The 14,403-nt window shown below is 47.4% G+C and carries 15 protein-coding genes and 1 pseudogene; 10 read left to right on the top strand and 6 right to left on the bottom strand.

The genetic code is table 11. From position 1 onward, the window contains the following. Positions 1 to 65 precede the first annotated feature (65 nt). Positions 66 to 1,337, top strand: coding sequence for a class II fructose-bisphosphate aldolase (locus tag DP_RS13790; protein ID WP_011189958.1), 1,272 nt, complete (start codon positions 66 to 68; stop codon positions 1,335 to 1,337). A gap of 97 nt (positions 1,338 to 1,434) precedes the next feature. Then, the gene (locus DP_RS13785) at positions 1,435 to 2,454 is read left to right on the top strand and encodes an NAD-dependent epimerase (RefSeq protein ID WP_011189957.1); all 1,020 of its coding nucleotides are present in this window, start codon (positions 1,435 to 1,437) and stop codon (positions 2,452 to 2,454) included. Between the two features lie 63 nt (positions 2,455 to 2,517). Here the strand turns inward: DP_RS13785 and DP_RS13780 are convergent, their stop codons facing one another. After that, positions 2,518 to 3,666 (bottom strand): sensor domain-containing diguanylate cyclase, encoded by a 1,149-nt coding sequence (locus DP_RS13780; protein WP_011189956.1) that lies wholly within the window; start codon positions 3,664 to 3,666, stop codon positions 2,518 to 2,520. A gap of 151 nt (positions 3,667 to 3,817) precedes the next feature. Then, complete coding sequence (locus DP_RS18080; protein WP_156792315.1) at positions 3,818 to 3,979, bottom strand: hypothetical protein; 162 nt, start codon at positions 3,977 to 3,979, stop codon at positions 3,818 to 3,820. Between the two features lie 217 nt (positions 3,980 to 4,196). On the opposite strand from DP_RS18080, the gene DP_RS13775 reads away from it, so the two are divergent. The 6 genes and pseudogenes from DP_RS13775 to DP_RS19300 all read left to right on the top strand — a co-directional run. Then, positions 4,197 to 5,108 carry an AbiTii domain-containing protein gene (locus DP_RS13775; protein ID WP_011189955.1) on the top strand — a complete coding sequence of 304 codons (912 nt, stop codon included), beginning with the start codon at positions 4,197 to 4,199 and terminating at the stop codon, positions 5,106 to 5,108. A 533-nt stretch (positions 5,109 to 5,641) separates the two neighbouring features. After that, positions 5,642 to 6,265: a hypothetical protein gene (locus tag DP_RS13770; RefSeq protein WP_011189954.1), complete on the top strand. Its 624-nt coding sequence runs from the start codon at positions 5,642 to 5,644 to the stop codon at positions 6,263 to 6,265. Between the two features lie 182 nt (positions 6,266 to 6,447). Beyond that, positions 6,448 to 7,527 (top strand): zinc ribbon domain-containing protein, encoded by a 1,080-nt coding sequence (locus DP_RS13765; RefSeq protein ID WP_011189953.1) that lies wholly within the window; start codon positions 6,448 to 6,450, stop codon positions 7,525 to 7,527. 89 nt (positions 7,528 to 7,616) lie between these two features. Then, complete coding sequence (locus tag DP_RS13760) at positions 7,617 to 8,198, top strand: TetR/AcrR family transcriptional regulator (protein WP_041278042.1); 582 nt, start codon at positions 7,617 to 7,619, stop codon at positions 8,196 to 8,198. 269 nt (positions 8,199 to 8,467) lie between these two features. Further along, the gene (locus DP_RS19305; protein WP_011189951.1) at positions 8,468 to 8,716 is read left to right on the top strand and encodes a thioredoxin domain-containing protein; all 249 of its coding nucleotides are present in this window, start codon (positions 8,468 to 8,470) and stop codon (positions 8,714 to 8,716) included. A gap of 12 nt (positions 8,717 to 8,728) precedes the next feature. Next, positions 8,729 to 9,124, top strand: a pseudogene (locus DP_RS19300) (redoxin domain-containing protein); the annotation flags it as partial. Positions 9,125 to 9,146: 22 nt separating this feature from the next. Here DP_RS19300 and DP_RS18075 read toward each other — a convergent pair. Together DP_RS18075 and DP_RS13750 are read right to left on the bottom strand one after the other, a co-directional pair. Beyond that, positions 9,147 to 9,290 carry a hypothetical protein gene (locus tag DP_RS18075; protein ID WP_156792314.1) on the bottom strand — a complete coding sequence of 48 codons (144 nt, stop codon included), beginning with the start codon at positions 9,288 to 9,290 and terminating at the stop codon, positions 9,147 to 9,149. 116 nt (positions 9,291 to 9,406) lie between these two features. Continuing rightward, entirely contained in the window at positions 9,407 to 9,730 is a 324-nt protein-coding gene (locus DP_RS13750) for a winged helix-turn-helix transcriptional regulator (protein ID WP_011189949.1), read from the bottom strand. A gap of 255 nt (positions 9,731 to 9,985) precedes the next feature. On the opposite strand from DP_RS13750, the gene DP_RS13745 reads away from it, so the two are divergent. Further along, positions 9,986 to 10,252 carry a cupin domain-containing protein gene (locus tag DP_RS13745; RefSeq protein ID WP_041278041.1) on the top strand — a complete coding sequence of 89 codons (267 nt, stop codon included), beginning with the start codon at positions 9,986 to 9,988 and terminating at the stop codon, positions 10,250 to 10,252. Positions 10,253 to 10,540: 288 nt separating this feature from the next. After that, the gene (locus DP_RS13740) at positions 10,541 to 11,170 is read left to right on the top strand and encodes a nitroreductase family protein (RefSeq protein WP_011189947.1); all 630 of its coding nucleotides are present in this window, start codon (positions 10,541 to 10,543) and stop codon (positions 11,168 to 11,170) included. Between the two features lie 169 nt (positions 11,171 to 11,339). Here the strand turns inward: DP_RS13740 and DP_RS13735 are convergent, their stop codons facing one another. After that, positions 11,340 to 13,409 carry a methyl-accepting chemotaxis protein gene (locus tag DP_RS13735; protein ID WP_041278040.1) on the bottom strand — a complete coding sequence of 690 codons (2,070 nt, stop codon included), beginning with the start codon at positions 13,407 to 13,409 and terminating at the stop codon, positions 11,340 to 11,342. Between the two features lie 587 nt (positions 13,410 to 13,996). Further along, complete coding sequence (locus DP_RS13730; RefSeq protein WP_011189945.1) at positions 13,997 to 14,281, bottom strand: hypothetical protein; 285 nt, start codon at positions 14,279 to 14,281, stop codon at positions 13,997 to 13,999. Positions 14,282 to 14,403: the final 122 nt, after the last annotated feature.

Here is a 14,403-nt window from a genome sequence, read left to right as displayed (position 1 = left end):
CCCTACCTGTCGTCTAAGCAGGTTAAAATTATTTAAATGAGTTCAATTTTATAAGGAGACTTAATATGTCAGTGGATGCATATTTTGAAAAGGCACTGGAGGTTGGTCGACCACCAAATATAGTACAGTTGTTCCCTAATTCTGAGGCATTACTGGTGAGTGGCAAGGTTGTTGATCGGGCCCTGAAGGCTAAGGGAAGTGCGATGACCATTGCGGCTAATGGCCGGAATCACATTATTATCCGTGGCGTTTTAGAGGCAGCTCAGCGTGCCGATGCTGCAGTGATTATTGAGATTGCCCGTTCAGAATGTAACTACTGCCCGACAAATTTTTATAATATTGCCAGACAGGTTGATGCCGTTTGTAATGAGCTTGGTGTAACCGTGCCCGTTGCCATCCATGCTGATCACTATGTGATCAAATCCGAGGCAGATCTACCCTATGCCCGTATGGAACTGCCCTCTATGTTTGAGGCAGGTGTGACCTCCGTTGCCATTGATGCCTCCCATATGGCTGACGACCTGAATCTGTTGGCTAATATTGATCTTTGCCAATATATTCCTACCTGGGCAGGGCTTGAAACAGAGGTGGGTGAGATTAAGGGAGCCCAAGGGCTTTCCACCGTTGATGATGCCACTTTTTTGATCAGGGGCCTCAATGCTCATGGAATATTTGCCGATTGGATCGCACTTAATAATGGCTCTACCCATGGTATTGAGTCCAGTGGTCAGGGAATTCAGGTGGAGCTTACCTCTCAGATTCACGAGGCCTTGGCACCCTATGGCGTGTCCGGTGCTCAGCATGGAACCTCTGGTAATAACTCTGAAAAGCTTCGTGCCATTGCTGCAGGTACTCATACCACCAAGGCCAATGTAGCAACGGCCCTGCAGATGGTTGCCTGGGGTGTTGAGGTCAATGACTATGGCAATGCCATTATTGACGATGCTGGTCACTTTAAAAAGATAGAGGGGGCAGGACTCTCTGAAGAACTTTGGGAGGAGATGGTTGCCTATGCTGATGCCGATGGTGTCAGTGCCGATAACTATAAGTGGCTCAATCTTCACTTTGAGAAGAAGATCATGGCCCAACCAAAGCCCATTCGGGAACGAATGATTAAGTTGGTAGCCGATTTTTCCTATGATCTGCTGACAAATGTATTCAATGCTGCTGGAACTGGTGCCATTGCCCGTAAGCTTCTGGTTGAAATGGATACCTATGATTTAGAGGCCAAGGCAGAGCAAATTGAAGATCCGGCAGAGTGGACCAAGGAAAAAATTATTGCCCGAGCCAAGACCCTGGTGGTCGATAAGGGACCGGAAGGGGATTTCGACGATTGATCTCCGTCGGAGCTCTTTGCATGTTTGAAACAGGGGAACCCCGGAACCTATTTCCGGGGTTTTTTAATGGCCCCATTGGGCTGAGAGGAGAGGGGAAATGGTAATAAGAAAAAAGGTCTTGGTCACGGGGGCAGCAGGTTTTATTGGAGCGCGTCTTTCAGGTCAGTTACTTGCCGCCGGAGCCGAGGTGGTGGGGCTTGATAATCTTAACGATTACTATGATCCTCAACTCAAGCGTGACCGGATGCAGACCCAGGCCGTGGGGGAGGGCTTTACCCACTTGCAGCTGGATATTGCCGATCGGGGCGCCATGGAAAAACTCTTCAGTGACCACTCCTTTGATGCGGTGGTAAACCTTGCCGCCCAGGCGGGGGTGCGTTACTCCCTGAAAAATCCCCACTCCTATGTGGACAGTAATATTGTCGGCTTTGTTAACCTGCTTGAGGGATGCCGGCATAGCGGGGTGAAACACTTTGTCTATGCCTCTTCCAGTTCGGTCTACGGTGCCAATACCAATATGCCATTTTCGGTGCATGATAATGTTGATCATCCCGTCTCTCTCTATGCCGCCTCAAAGAAGGCCAATGAGCTGATGGCCCATGCCTATAGTCATCTCTACGGCCTGCCCACCACCGGTCTTCGCTTTTTTACCGTCTATGGCCCTTGGGGTCGACCTGATATGGCCCCATTCCTCTTTACCAAGGCGATTCTTGAGGGGAGAGCCATCGATGTCTTTAATAATGGTGATATGGAACGGGATTTTACCTATATTGATGATATTGTTGAAGGTGTCTGCCGGGTTATAGAGAAACAGCCGGAGGCAAACCCTGATTGGTCTGGCCAGAATCCAGATCCAGCCACCTCCTACTGCCCCTATAGGGTCTATAATATCGGTAATAACAATAAGGAGAAACTCCTCTACTTTATTGAGCTCATAGAGGAGGCCCTGGGGAAAAAGGCGATTAAGAATTTTATGCCTATGCAACCGGGCGATGTCCGGGCCACCTATGCCAATGTCGATGATCTGGTCCGTGATTTTGCCTATAAACCGGCCACCTCACTCCGGCACGGTGTTCAGCAGTTCGTAGCCTGGTTTCGCGACTACTATCACCTTTAGTTTTTTGTCTTCCTCGACCATTTCTCCTTCGGTGGAATGGCCGGGGCAAGTAGAATCATGTCTCTATACCCCGCTGAGAGAGCAATCAGCCCCTTCTTGTAGCTTGCTGAATGGTAGATCTGCTTCAGCAGTGCAGAGTCTGTTTCTGCCGGATCGTTTTGCCCGGTAGAGGGCGGTGTCGGCAAGGTCGATCAGTTGGCGGGGGCTTCTTATGGCTGGAGCATACTGAACCTGTCCAAGGCTTATGGAGAGGGAAAGCTCGTCACTTGAATCCAGGGGAAAGGTCATGGCTGCTATGTCTTGGCGGATGCGCTCTAAGACTAAGCTGGCCTCGGAAATGGAGGTATGGGGCAGGAGGATGCAGAACTCTTCACCACCATAACGTCCCACCCTATCCGCCTTACGAATGCCTCTTCTGATGGTATCAGCCACATATCTAAGAACTGTATCTCCGGCACTGTGCCCATGAACATCATTAACCTTCTTGAAGTGGTCGATGTCCACCAGACAGAGGGTCAGGGCTGTCTTGTTGTCTGCGGCCCTTTTGATCTCTGTATCAAGAATTTCCATTATCTTTCGTCGGTTAAGCAGTCCTGTCAGTTCGTCCCGGCTGGCAAGCTCCATAAGGAGTTGCTCTGCTCTTCTGTCTTCGGTGATATCTATGCCCGTACCCCAGGTGTACCAGCCGGGGATGGGGGCTTCACGACTGGTATTTGACCAGGAGATGGTGCGCGTTGTACCGTCTTTGCAGAGGAGGTCCACCTCCCAGTCACGGTAGCTGCCGTTGAACTGAAGGAACTCTGCAAGGTTTCTGGCGCGCTGAAGCCGATCTGGGTAGAAGAGCTCCAGGGCATGGGGGTTGCCGACAATTTCTTCACTGCTGTATCCGGTAACCTTCTCGCATTCCCGATTCCAGAAGAGGACCACCCCGTTTTCATCCACAGCATCAAACATGATGGGCATATCTTCAACTATTTTTTGAAATACTGGCCAAGAGATCTCCCTCTTCGCCGGGCTTGCCTCATGGTCCCTGTCGGCCAACTCTCTCTGCCGATGATGGAGGTAAGGTACGCCGCTCAGCAGGAGGGTGAGGATGCAGTTTGCTAGGACGAGGAGTTTGAGCCCGTCGCTTTCAACTAAGAGTAGGAGAAGGCATTGAGAGAGGAGGAGTATGATGTATAAAATAATAGAGCACCTGAGCATATTCACCATTGTCTCTTCCTTTCAAAATAAAATTACATAAAAATCCTTATCTACAGAACAATCGATATGACAGGGAAAATGAAAAATAGGCAACAGTAAAATTTTAGAAAAAGTAAGGCCTGTTCATTGCTAACAGAGCCATTCAGTAGTGACTATCTGCTCATTGTGTCGTTGCTAAATACTGTTTGTCTGGACAAACATTTGAAATGTAGAGATAAAATTTAGACCAGCCCCTTTTTGAGTCAAGTTTTCCTCCCATATTTTCGCCCTCATTGCCTCCCGAACCTTTTTTTTGTGAATCGCGCACTTTCTCTGCTTCCACCTCTCCCTGTGCTACTAACCCCCTCTTGTCAATATCCTTGCGATGGAGTAATGGTGGTGCTAGTATTTTTTAGGTTTTAAATAGTTGGGGTAGAGAGGCTGTTGGTAGGTGTAGATGGACATTTTCTGTAAATTGATTTATCGCAAAACATATAAAAGAGGAAAAATAATTTCTTGTCACTCAATAATACAATTATCTAATCGTCATACATAAAAATATGAAAATAATTGAAGATATAATTGAATTGCTTAGCTCAGGTGAGTCTAATTTGTCAGGGGCTTTGCTAAAAACAAAAGTGTTGCTTCATAAACTTGGAGAGAAAAAATTACTTGAATGGGTAAACGGGGAGCTTCAAGGATATCCAAACAAAGATTTGCTACCTGAATATAGAATTCTGCGATTAACAGTACAAGGCAATATCAGTAATGGTTTTTGTCGAGCCACAAATCATATTCTTCCAACTTTGCATTTAGAAGATGACCTCAGAGATAAAATTGAAACAGCATACATGACAAAAAGTATTGCTGTTGTAGAGGAGTATTCTAGGGGAAGTGATATTAAAATGACAATAGCCCCTGAAATGTATAGTTATATAGCTAACGGGCTGGCTGACAAATTCTATGTGGAATCAGCTTGGGGGTGTTATTCAGCTGGTGCAATGACTCAAATTATAACTGAGGTGACCTCGAGGCTGCTTGGGTTTATGCTTGATGTTTCTGAAAATTTTACGGAAGAGTTAGATTCTCAATCTATGAAAACAAGGTCAAAGGAGGTTGGTGTGTCCGAGCTATTTAATAACGCAGTATTTGGCGATAATACTACAATAGTTGTAGGTAATTCTAATTCGCAAAATATAAACAACGTTGTTAGTAAAAAAGATTTAGAATCTTTGAAGTCATTGCTTAGAGAAAATGGTGTAAGTACTAAAGATATAAATGAATTAAATGATGCTATAGTCTTAGACAAGGATTGTGAAGAACATAAAATAAGAAATTTCGGTAGCAATGTGTCAACTTGGGTAAAAAAAATGATTTCTAAAACGGGTACAACTGCGTGGGATATAAATGTGGGTGTAGCAGGCAGCCTTCTTGCGTCATCTATTAGTAAATTCTATGGGTTTCTTAAATAGAAAATATACTAATTGCACTACAAAATGCTATTCAAGAATTGCTCAACCTGTGGGTATATACCCTCAGATACAACGCTACTAAAAAATGTGAGGAACTGCGCACCGCATATTTATTTTAATATTTCTCCCTGTTTTTCTTCTCTGTCCTCTGCCTCGGCAGGTGATTTTCTTTCTTCAAAAGATTAGGCGGGTGAGATGGTAGTTCAGGCGGGCAGGGATGGTTTGATGAGAGATTCCTCCTTGTGGGCACAGTCTGTAGGATGGGCAAAGCGGAGCGTGCCCATCAAAGCCTGCCGATCTGCTAAGGTGTTGTTGAAAAGGGCGCAGACTATTTTTGTTAAAATTCAAAAAATAAGTCTGTCTTGGCGATGAGCAGAAGATGGGCACACTCCGCTTCGCCGTTGCACTGCTGCCCAGCCTACATCAATGCCTATTGCAAAATCGGTGGTAATCCCGCCATTTTGCCAAGCCAGACCCTTGAACCACCAATTTAATATAATCTCAAAAAATCATAAATCACATAAAGGAAAAACATGCTAGGAACTATCCACCGCAGATCTCTTTTAATCTCTCTTTTATTGATCCTCCTCTGCTCCGCCCCGGCCCTGGCAGGAAATTTTCTCTTCTCAAAGGATCAGGTTGGGGAGATAGGGCCTCAGACAGGTAGGTCTGACCTGATAAGGATCTATGGAGAGGAGGCCGTTAAGGATACGCCCATAAGCCTGGGGGAGGGTATGTATGAGACAGGCACAGAGGTTCTCTTTGCCGACTCCGGTGACTCTGTCGAGATACTCTGGCAAGATCAGGGACAGACGGCTCCGGCTCGGCTAACTCTTAATGGCCGTCTATGGAGATCAGTCCACGGCATCGCCATGGGTAGCAGTCTGCAGGAGATAGAAGAGCTGAATGGCAGGCCATTTAAGCTGGCAGGATTTGGCTGGGATTATGGTGGAACGGTGCTTTCCTGGAAAAGTGGTCTTCTTGAGCAGGCATTTGGCGGGACTGCAAATCGGGTAATTATCAGGCTCCGCGCCACAGGAGATAGGGATGGGGAGGATTACAGGCAGATCATGGGAGATGGGGGATTCTCCTCGGACAATAAATATATGCAGAGACTGAATCCACAGGTATATCAGATTATGGTAGAGTTTAACTAGCCTGGATTAGCACGATTCTACGCCCTCCTTATGGGCACAGCCCGTAGGATGGGCAACAGCGAAGCGGTAGCGAAGTGGCGAAGTGGCGAAGCGGAGCGTGCCCATCAAAGCCTATTGCAAAATCGGTGTTAAACGGCAGGATCACCAGATCAATCAACAAAACATAGAAGAGGGGATGAGGGATGAAGAGTGAACAGAAGCCCAAGGGGCCGTGGATAAATCGTTTTGCCACCCATTTTTTTACCCTGAGTCTGGCCGTTCTGATCTTCTGGTCTCTTGGTTTTCTGGTGCAGGATATCAAGTCCATCAGGGGGCCGCGTTATGTGGAGATTGAGAAACAGCATATAGATTCTGCTCTGGTGGGGAAGAGCACAACCCTTAAGGGGGAGATAACCGATCTGGGCCGGCGGATTGTCAGCATGAAGGAGGATCAGCGGGTTGTCGGCGATAGCTCCCAGAACCTTCAGCAGACCATCCAGCAGCTTATTGAGCTGCAGAAACTGAGCATTCAGAAGGGAGTTGCCCTGCCGGATACGGAGCAGAGTGATCTCTCAACCACCCTGAGCAAATTTCTCCAGAGTCAGGAAAACTATCAGGGCTTTAGTACGGAGCTGTCGAAGTTGATGGCCGAAAAGCAAGGGCTTGAAGGGGAGAAGAGGGCCCTGGAACAGAGCCTGGATAAGCAACGCAAACCCGCTCGGGCAGAGTATAATAGGCTCAATCGGGCCCATAGGTTGAAGCTTGCGGCTCTGCAACTCCTTATCCTCCTTCCTCTTCTCGTTCTGGCCGCCATTTTGATCCTTAAAAAACGTGGAAGTATCTATTTCCCACTTTTTTTCGCCTTCGGGGGAGCGACCCTGCTCAAGGTCACCCTGGTCATCCATGAGTATTTCCCTAAAAAATATTTTAAGTATATTCTCATCGGCGTTCTCCTTATTGCGGTGGCCAGACTCCTTATCCACTTTATCAGGGTGGTGGCCTTTCCTAAGGCACAGTGGTTGACAAAACAGTATCGAGAGGCCTATGAATGTTTTCTCTGTCCGGTCTGTGAGTATCCCATCCGGCGCGGGCCCCGTAAGTTTCTCTACTGGACCCGAAGGACAGTGGGTAAGGTAGCCCTGCAGAGGGAGTACCTCGGTGAGGATGAGGCATATACCTGTCCTGCCTGCGGTACCTGCCTTCATGAGGAGTGTCCGGTTTGCCATAAGATTCGTCATGCCCTTCTGCCTCACTGCCAGCACTGTGGCGCTGAGCGGGATTAGCGTTGCCAGAGGGTGATTTTTTAGCCCTTTAATTTTTCATGTTAGAAGGACCTTTTGTCATATAGTGACAGTTGAAGAGGAGGAGAGAGATGGGTAGACATAAAGAGTATGATACCCAGAAAGTTCTGGACGCAGCTACCTTAGAGTTTCTGGATAAGGGTTATAAAGGGGCCTCTGTTAATGACTTGGTTAAGGCGACCAAGCTTAATAAGCATAGCATGTATCAGGAGTTCGGTAGTAAAGATGGTCTTTTTAGTGAATGTCTTGATAATTATGTCCGGGCCATTGATCAGGGGGGGGGGCATGTGCTGCGTCGCCAGCCCCTGGGTCTGGCAAATATCGAGGAGTTCTTTCGTTATCGGCTTGATTATGCCTACGCAAGAAGCGGCAATGGTTGTCTGTTGGTCACCACGGTGGTTGAGAGGTCGCAGCTTGGTGAGATGGCCCTAAAGCTGTTAGAGTACCACTGGGATTTGCAAAAGGCTGATTTTGAGCTCTGCCTCCGCGCCGCTCAGGTCCAGGGGCATATCCCCAAAGAGAAGCATATTAAGGGCCTGACAAACTACCTTTTTGCCCTCTTGGTTGGCGTGCTTGTTATGGTCAAGGGCGGCGCCGATCGGCCATCCATTGACGAGGTGGTTGGTCTGGCCATGGTAAGTGTAAGGCGATGATCGCTTCAGGATAGCTGTTCAGCATTAGAGCAGGTATTCTCTCTCAGAGAGGATGCTTGCCTTTGCTAACGGTCTCTCCTCGGCCTGGATTTGAGCCTGCAGGGACATCGTGATATCATGGGGGAGGTATACTGAAAGAGAACGAGATGACCAGCTGGATTCTGGGCAATGAGCACAGTAGGGGGATTCTTTGGCTTGTCTCGGCCGTGCCATTCTGGCGAAGCCAGTTGAGAAGAGATTAGACTAACTCTTAAGCAGAGGACAGTTCCATGAAACTACAAGACAAACTTGACGCCATCCGCACCGAGTTCGCAGAGAGTGCATCTGTAGAGGTGATTAAGATCATGCACCGAGTCAATGAAGATCTGAAGCACTCCGGTATCCTCGGCAAGGTGCTGAAGGTTGGAGATCAGGTGCCAGATTTCACCCTTGCCGATACTACTGGCAACGCTATCCCCCTCTCCTCCTATTTGGAGAAGGGGCCTCTTGTGCTCACCTTTTTCCGAGGACAGTGGTGACCTTACTGCCTTGCAGAGCTGGAAGCTCTGAACGGGGTCCTTCCGCAAATTAAATTGGAGGGAGCAACCATTCTGGCCATCTCTCCCCAGAGGCAGCCCTTTAGTCGGCAAATTGTCCGGGACTCGGAACTTGGTTTTGAAATCCTTACCGACACCGGCAACAGGGTAGCCGGACTCTTCGGTCTTGTTTACCCCATCCCTGAAGATCTCAAGGAGATTTATCGCTCCTTTGAGGTGGATCTGGAACGTCTCAACGGAGACGACTCCTGGACTTTGGCCATGCCTGCCCGCTATCTTATCGATCAGGATGGTGTCATTGCCTCGGTTGATGTCAACCCCGATTACTCTTACCGTACGGAGCCTGAAGAGACTCTGCTCGCCCTAAAAAAAATTAAGGGCTTGAACTAATGACGTCACTGTTTGGCCACCTTCATCGGTAATCTGGCGTTGCAATAATCGCCTTGTCCGTTCGGACCCCTGTCAGACCATTGCCGATACTGATGTTACCCCTGGACTTACGAACTACCTGCTTGCCCTGATCCATGGGCAGGTCGGTTTGATCATCAGCGGCCATGCCAATGTGGAGAGAAGGGGCTGGGGCGGCTCAGGGCAGAATTTTTGTATATATGATTTTTCTATTGTGCTGGGGCCATTCGACCCATAGAGAGATTTCCTATATTGACCCTACTGTTACTTTTCAGGGCCAAATTGACTATGAGCCTCACCCCATATAGCCATTGCATCTACTATTGGTGTCAGTGAATGGCCATGTTTCGTCAGTGAATACTCTACTTTGGGCGGTACAACAGGATATACTTTTCGATGTATTATTCCGTCACATTCTAATTCCCGGAGTTGTTTGGTCAACATTTTTTGGGTAATGGCTGGAATGATTTTTTTTATTTCCCCGAATCGCTTCTTCTCGTCTCTGATAATATATAAAATAATGAGTTTCCATTTCCCACCGATGACAGAAAGAGTTGTTGTTACTGGGCAGGGGCTTTTTATTATCATTTTATCCTCTAAGTTTCCTTTTTGATACTATAGCACAAAATAGTGCGTACTTGATCATAACGCCTATAGTGTTATCCTTGCCATGTAAAGAGCGTTCCTGCAAATAAAAACACCCCATGCCAGGAAGATAAGTGGACGAGTTTATCTGTAGTAAGGTAGCTAGGATAAAATAATCTAAAATGGATTTAACACGTTAGTAAACTTCATAAAATTTTGTGGTATCAACGTGTAATCAAACAACTAAGGAGTAAGAATATGGATTTGAATTCTATTAAAGAGTCTATTGTGGAAAATGTATATCATATCCCCTCAGAAAAAAAAGTTCCTCTGCATAAACACGCGAAACAGGATGAAATATTTTATTGTATAAAAGGCTCCGGCTTTGGAGTTTTAGAAGATGGAGAAGTAGAATTGAATGTAGGAGAATCTTTTATTGCCCCTGCTGGAACAATGCATTCTCTTAGAAGTGAAGGAGATCTTTATGTAATTGCTTTGCTTGTTCCTGTTGTAGATGGCAGATGAGTTTGGGCCTGATTCTGCCTGACTTGGTTTGAGGGCACCGGGTTTGCCCCCTAAAAAGAGATAACTTTCCCTGTTCTATATGGGCAGGGATGGTTATCTCAGGGCAAATCCCATGAAAGACCAAAAATTCCTCAATTGATTGGCAGGGACAGGCCTCAAGCTTGACACCTCTCTTCATTTTGTGCGACGCTTCTTATGAAGCATTTCCGCAGATGATCAGGCTACAAACCTCGATAGGCGTAGTGGCTCTGACGTTTGCTAAACCAGCCAAAGGAGAGAGGGATAGAGATGAATTTTCAAGAGATAAGCAAAAAGAGGCGGGCCATAAATTTTTTTGACAGTGATAGAGACGTACCAGAAGACCTTTTGCGGGAGATGATAGATGCTTCAGCAGACACACCTTCCAGTTTCAATCTCCAGCCCTGGAATCTGATGGTGCTACGAAATGTGGAAGAAAAGGAAAGGCTGAAATCCCTGGCCTGGGATCAGGCCAAGGTTGCTGAGGCACCGGTTGTGCTCATTGTCCTTGCTGATAAAAGTGGTTGGCAGGAGGGATATCCGGTATTTGAAAAAAACTGGGAAGAGATGGTCAAATCCGGCGCCATGCAACTGGAACAACGGGATTGGTTCCTCGGTGCCACAAACTCTCTCTATAACTGGAGTCCCGACGCAAACCTTGCCTTTGCAGCCAAGAACGCCGGTTTTTTTGCCATGAGTCTTATGTACGCAGCCACAGCTCTTGGCCTGGAAACACATCCCATGGACGGCTTTGATCATGAGGCTGTTCGTAAGGAGTTCAAGATCCCCAATAACTATTGGGTTCCTCTGTTGTTGGCCGTAGGTTATAGGAAGCCAGGTTTGGAGTTACAGCCAGCCAAGTGGAGAAGAAACTATGATGAAATCATAATTTCATTTTAAACCTTATTGGCAACCGTCATTGATTGGAGGGGGAACATGGGCTCCATGTGTAATAACAAGGGTGGATTTTTCGAAATTTGTCTGGATGGCTGGCCGGTGTCCAAGGGGGCTGGACACCGGCTCTGGCATTAACTCATGCTTTTTGCAGTGATTGTACTACGCTTAATGTCTATACCTTGAACTGACTAACCATCTTCTTTAGCTGGGTCGACAGGTCGGAGAGTTCTTCTGCGTTTCTTTTAACATCGGAGCTGCTGTCGGCTATCTCTTCGGCTGCCTGATGTACGTGCCCGACGTCCTCTGAGATCATCTTGGCTACATTGGAGCTCTGGGCTACATTGTCGCTGACCTCTTTCAGGCCGAGGGATGCTTGGCTTATACTCTCGGATATCTCCCGGGTGGCAGCCGATTGTTCATTTACCTCCTCGGCGATGGAGGAGACAATTTCATTTGTGCAAAAAATTACCTCGGAAATATGTCCTATCTCCGTGACAGTTTCATCGGTGGAGGTCTGGATGCCCTCGATCTTTTCTTTTATTTCCTGGGTGGCTTCGGCGGTTTGATATGCCAGATGTTTGATCTCGTTTGCCACCACGGCAAAACCTTTACCCGCGTCTCCGGCCCGTGCCGCCTCAATGGTGGCATTCAGGGCAAGAAGATTTGTCTGGGCGGATATCTCGGTGATTACCTCCGTCACCGTATTGATTTCGTGGGCTATGGTTCCCAGTGCCTTTACCTTGGCCGAGGATCTCTGGGCGCTGAATACGGCCTCTTTGCTGACGTTCCGCGCCTCTTCCGAATTGCGGGCGATTTGTTCAATGGCCCCTGTTATTTGTTCCGTTGCCGCCGCTACCCTGTTGATGTTCTGGAAGGACTGCTCGGCACCTGCTGCCACACAACTCATATTGGTGCTCATCTCTTCTACGGCCGCTGCCACACTATCTGTATTTTCCGTGGTGTCATGGGCACCCGTAGACATCTGAGTGGAGACCGCGGAGAGGTCCGCCGATGACGATGAGAGCTGGGTCACGTCTGCCGAAATATCCCGGAACATGGAGCTCAGTCTTGTTACCATGTTGTTCAGGGCCGTAATAAGGGTGCCTATCTCATCCTCTCTCCGGGTGGTAATGGTCTTGCTAAGATCACCCTTTGCTACAGTCTCGGCAAAGGTTATGGCCCTTAGAATTGGTCTGATGATCTGTCCTGTGAAAAAGTAGACTGTTATCATAAGGACAATCATTGAGATGATGGCGACGAGAATGCATGTGTTCTTGATGGCGTGGGCATCTTTTAAGACCTCCTTCTCGGGAATATTGATGATGGCCGCCCAAGGGCTGTCGCTTCGGCCAATAGAGATTGGGGCACTGATTCTGATGACCCTGTCGTGCAGGGTTTTTGAAAAGTTCTCTGTTATAAAGGGTTTTCCGCTCTTAATCTTCTGGCGAAACTCCTTTGCCCATGGATCCATGGCAAAGAAGTCCTCTCCAAGTCTGTCCCCATTGGGATGGGAAATATACAGGCCGCTGTTGGAGACGATGGAGAGATATCCCGTTTCGTAGATCTTAATTCCAGCGAAGGTTTCTTGGAAGGTTTTCAGGGCGATATCGATACCCACCACGCCTAAAACTCTGCCGTCAACTATGATGGGAACGGTTACCGTGGCCATCAGATAATCCTGGCCGGCGACGTTGAAGGTATAGGGCTCGGTAATAGCCTCTTTTCCTGTTCTCTGCGGAATAAGGTAGTAATCGCCTTCTCCTTCATGCTCATACTTCGAACAGATCCTCGATTCTGGCCTGCCTGAGTATCGATCCCAAATGGGTACAAATCGCCCGGTGCTGTCATGGCCCTCTGTATTAGCAAAGACCTTATCTCTGCCATCCAGGGCATTGGGCTCCCAAATCGACCATACTCCATAAAAATGTGGGTTTTTAACAAGAACCTGTTTCAATAGTTGATTCATGAGCTGTCGCTGGGGGAGCGTCCTGTCGTTCTCTAATCCTGCCGAACTGGTTTTTATCCCCTCAAAAACCTGGGCCAGGGTGCGGGCCGCATTTGCTGCGATGTTCACATCCGCCCTCACAGTTCCACCGTAGCGGTAGGCCATCTCCTCCGCCTTTTCGAGGGCCTCTTGCTTTGCCAATTTTCCGGACATGCTGGTCACTATACCGATGGTGGTGGTAAGGGCCAGGGCCATCACTGTGCAGATGATGAGCAACATTCTGGTTTTTAACTTCATTTTCTTCAACACGTCGTATTTCTCCAGTATATAGAGCAGGAAGTAGTTCCAGCTTTCGTTTCTTCAATCTTTATGGGGGCTTGATCTATCTTGCTACTGACAGATTAGTCAGGGTGCTAGTTACACGATTTTGTTGTATATGTCCACTGTTTTTGGGGAGATGGTGCTGTTTCTGTGGCGAAGGTTAAACTCGAAAATGATGGGTGATAAATTTTATGGTATCAGCTATGTCCGCTCTGTCATGGGCGAAGAAAAAACCGCTAGCTTAACGACATGTCTCATTATGATGCTGATTTGCCAGGAGATTTCTGCTGCAAAGGGAGGCTGATTGTGGAGGCCGCCTTGGGCAAGGTTGTATCGTGAAAAACTGGGTAGGGGTTATTGGTTAACAAGGCCTGTTGGACTGTCTCTTCTTCAGACCCTATGCTATTTTCAATTTCTAACAGATTATTCCTATAGCTTAACAGTAGGCCTTAATCTATTCTCCATTTTGAGCACCCAATCATTAGGGACCCAACATCTATGAAGCTGAACTTTATAGAACTCGGCGTGCCACGATAGGTGGAATCTGCCCTATAATTAGGATTTCAGGTGAGGATATCATATCGGTACATGTTCTCTTTAATCACTGATTGTGGCATAGCGACCTTGTAGAGGTCAAATAGTGGGTATGAGAAGAGGTAGAAGGCAAGATAGATTCCAGCCATAGCCCATACGGTATGACGCAATTTGTAGGGGAGCGCTAGACCTATTCTCTTTTGCTTGTAAAGCGCTGTGTTGGCGCTTATCTTAAAGATATCATGGTCTTTGGTAGACTCTGTATAATCCCAGGTACAGCTTTGCGCATCTTTCGCCTTTATCAGTTTTCTCATTAGTCCGATATTCTGCCCAGTGAAGAGTTTGGGGGCTCAGTCAGTAATATTCAAGACCCTCCCCTCCCGTGCATTTTGTTTCCATATGGAGTAAATAAGAGATCGTATGAAACTTTTGTTGT

This window comes from Desulfotalea psychrophila LSv54 (assembly GCF_000025945.1).
In the GTDB taxonomy this organism is placed as follows: Bacteria; Desulfobacterota; Desulfobulbia; order Desulfobulbales; family Desulfocapsaceae; genus Desulfotalea; species Desulfotalea psychrophila.
The sequence above is the reverse complement of the archived record's forward strand: the minus strand, read 5'-3'. Positions and strand labels throughout refer to the sequence as shown.

Bases quoted from the DNA above. Each gene is read 5' to 3' on its own strand.
- DP_RS13790 (WP_011189958.1), top strand. From the start codon at position 66: ATGTCAGTGGATGCATATTTTGAAAAGGCACTGGAGGTTGGTCGACCA.
- DP_RS13735 (WP_041278040.1), bottom strand. From the start codon at position 13,409: ATGAAGTTAAAAACCAGAATGTTGCTCATCATCTGCACAGTGATGGCC.
- DP_RS13775 (WP_011189955.1), top strand. From the start codon at position 4,197: ATGAAAATAATTGAAGATATAATTGAATTGCTTAGCTCAGGTGAGTCT.
- DP_RS18075 (WP_156792314.1), bottom strand. From the start codon at position 9,290: ATGGCCGCTGATGATCAAACCGACCTGCCCATGGATCAGGGCAAGCAG.
- DP_RS13785 (WP_011189957.1), top strand. From the start codon at position 1,435: ATGGTAATAAGAAAAAAGGTCTTGGTCACGGGGGCAGCAGGTTTTATT.
- DP_RS13760 (WP_041278042.1), top strand. From the start codon at position 7,617: ATGGGTAGACATAAAGAGTATGATACCCAGAAAGTTCTGGACGCAGCT.
- DP_RS13730 (WP_011189945.1), bottom strand. From the start codon at position 14,281: ATGAGAAAACTGATAAAGGCGAAAGATGCGCAAAGCTGTACCTGGGAT.
- DP_RS13765 (WP_011189953.1), top strand. From the start codon at position 6,448: ATGAAGAGTGAACAGAAGCCCAAGGGGCCGTGGATAAATCGTTTTGCC.
- DP_RS19305 (WP_011189951.1), top strand. From the start codon at position 8,468: ATGAAACTACAAGACAAACTTGACGCCATCCGCACCGAGTTCGCAGAG.
- DP_RS13740 (WP_011189947.1), top strand. From the start codon at position 10,541: ATGAATTTTCAAGAGATAAGCAAAAAGAGGCGGGCCATAAATTTTTTT.
- DP_RS13770 (WP_011189954.1), top strand. From the start codon at position 5,642: ATGCTAGGAACTATCCACCGCAGATCTCTTTTAATCTCTCTTTTATTG.
- DP_RS13780 (WP_011189956.1), bottom strand. From the start codon at position 3,666: ATGGTGAATATGCTCAGGTGCTCTATTATTTTATACATCATACTCCTC.
- DP_RS13745 (WP_041278041.1), top strand. From the start codon at position 9,986: ATGGATTTGAATTCTATTAAAGAGTCTATTGTGGAAAATGTATATCAT.
- DP_RS13750 (WP_011189949.1), bottom strand. From the start codon at position 9,730: ATGATAATAAAAAGCCCCTGCCCAGTAACAACAACTCTTTCTGTCATC.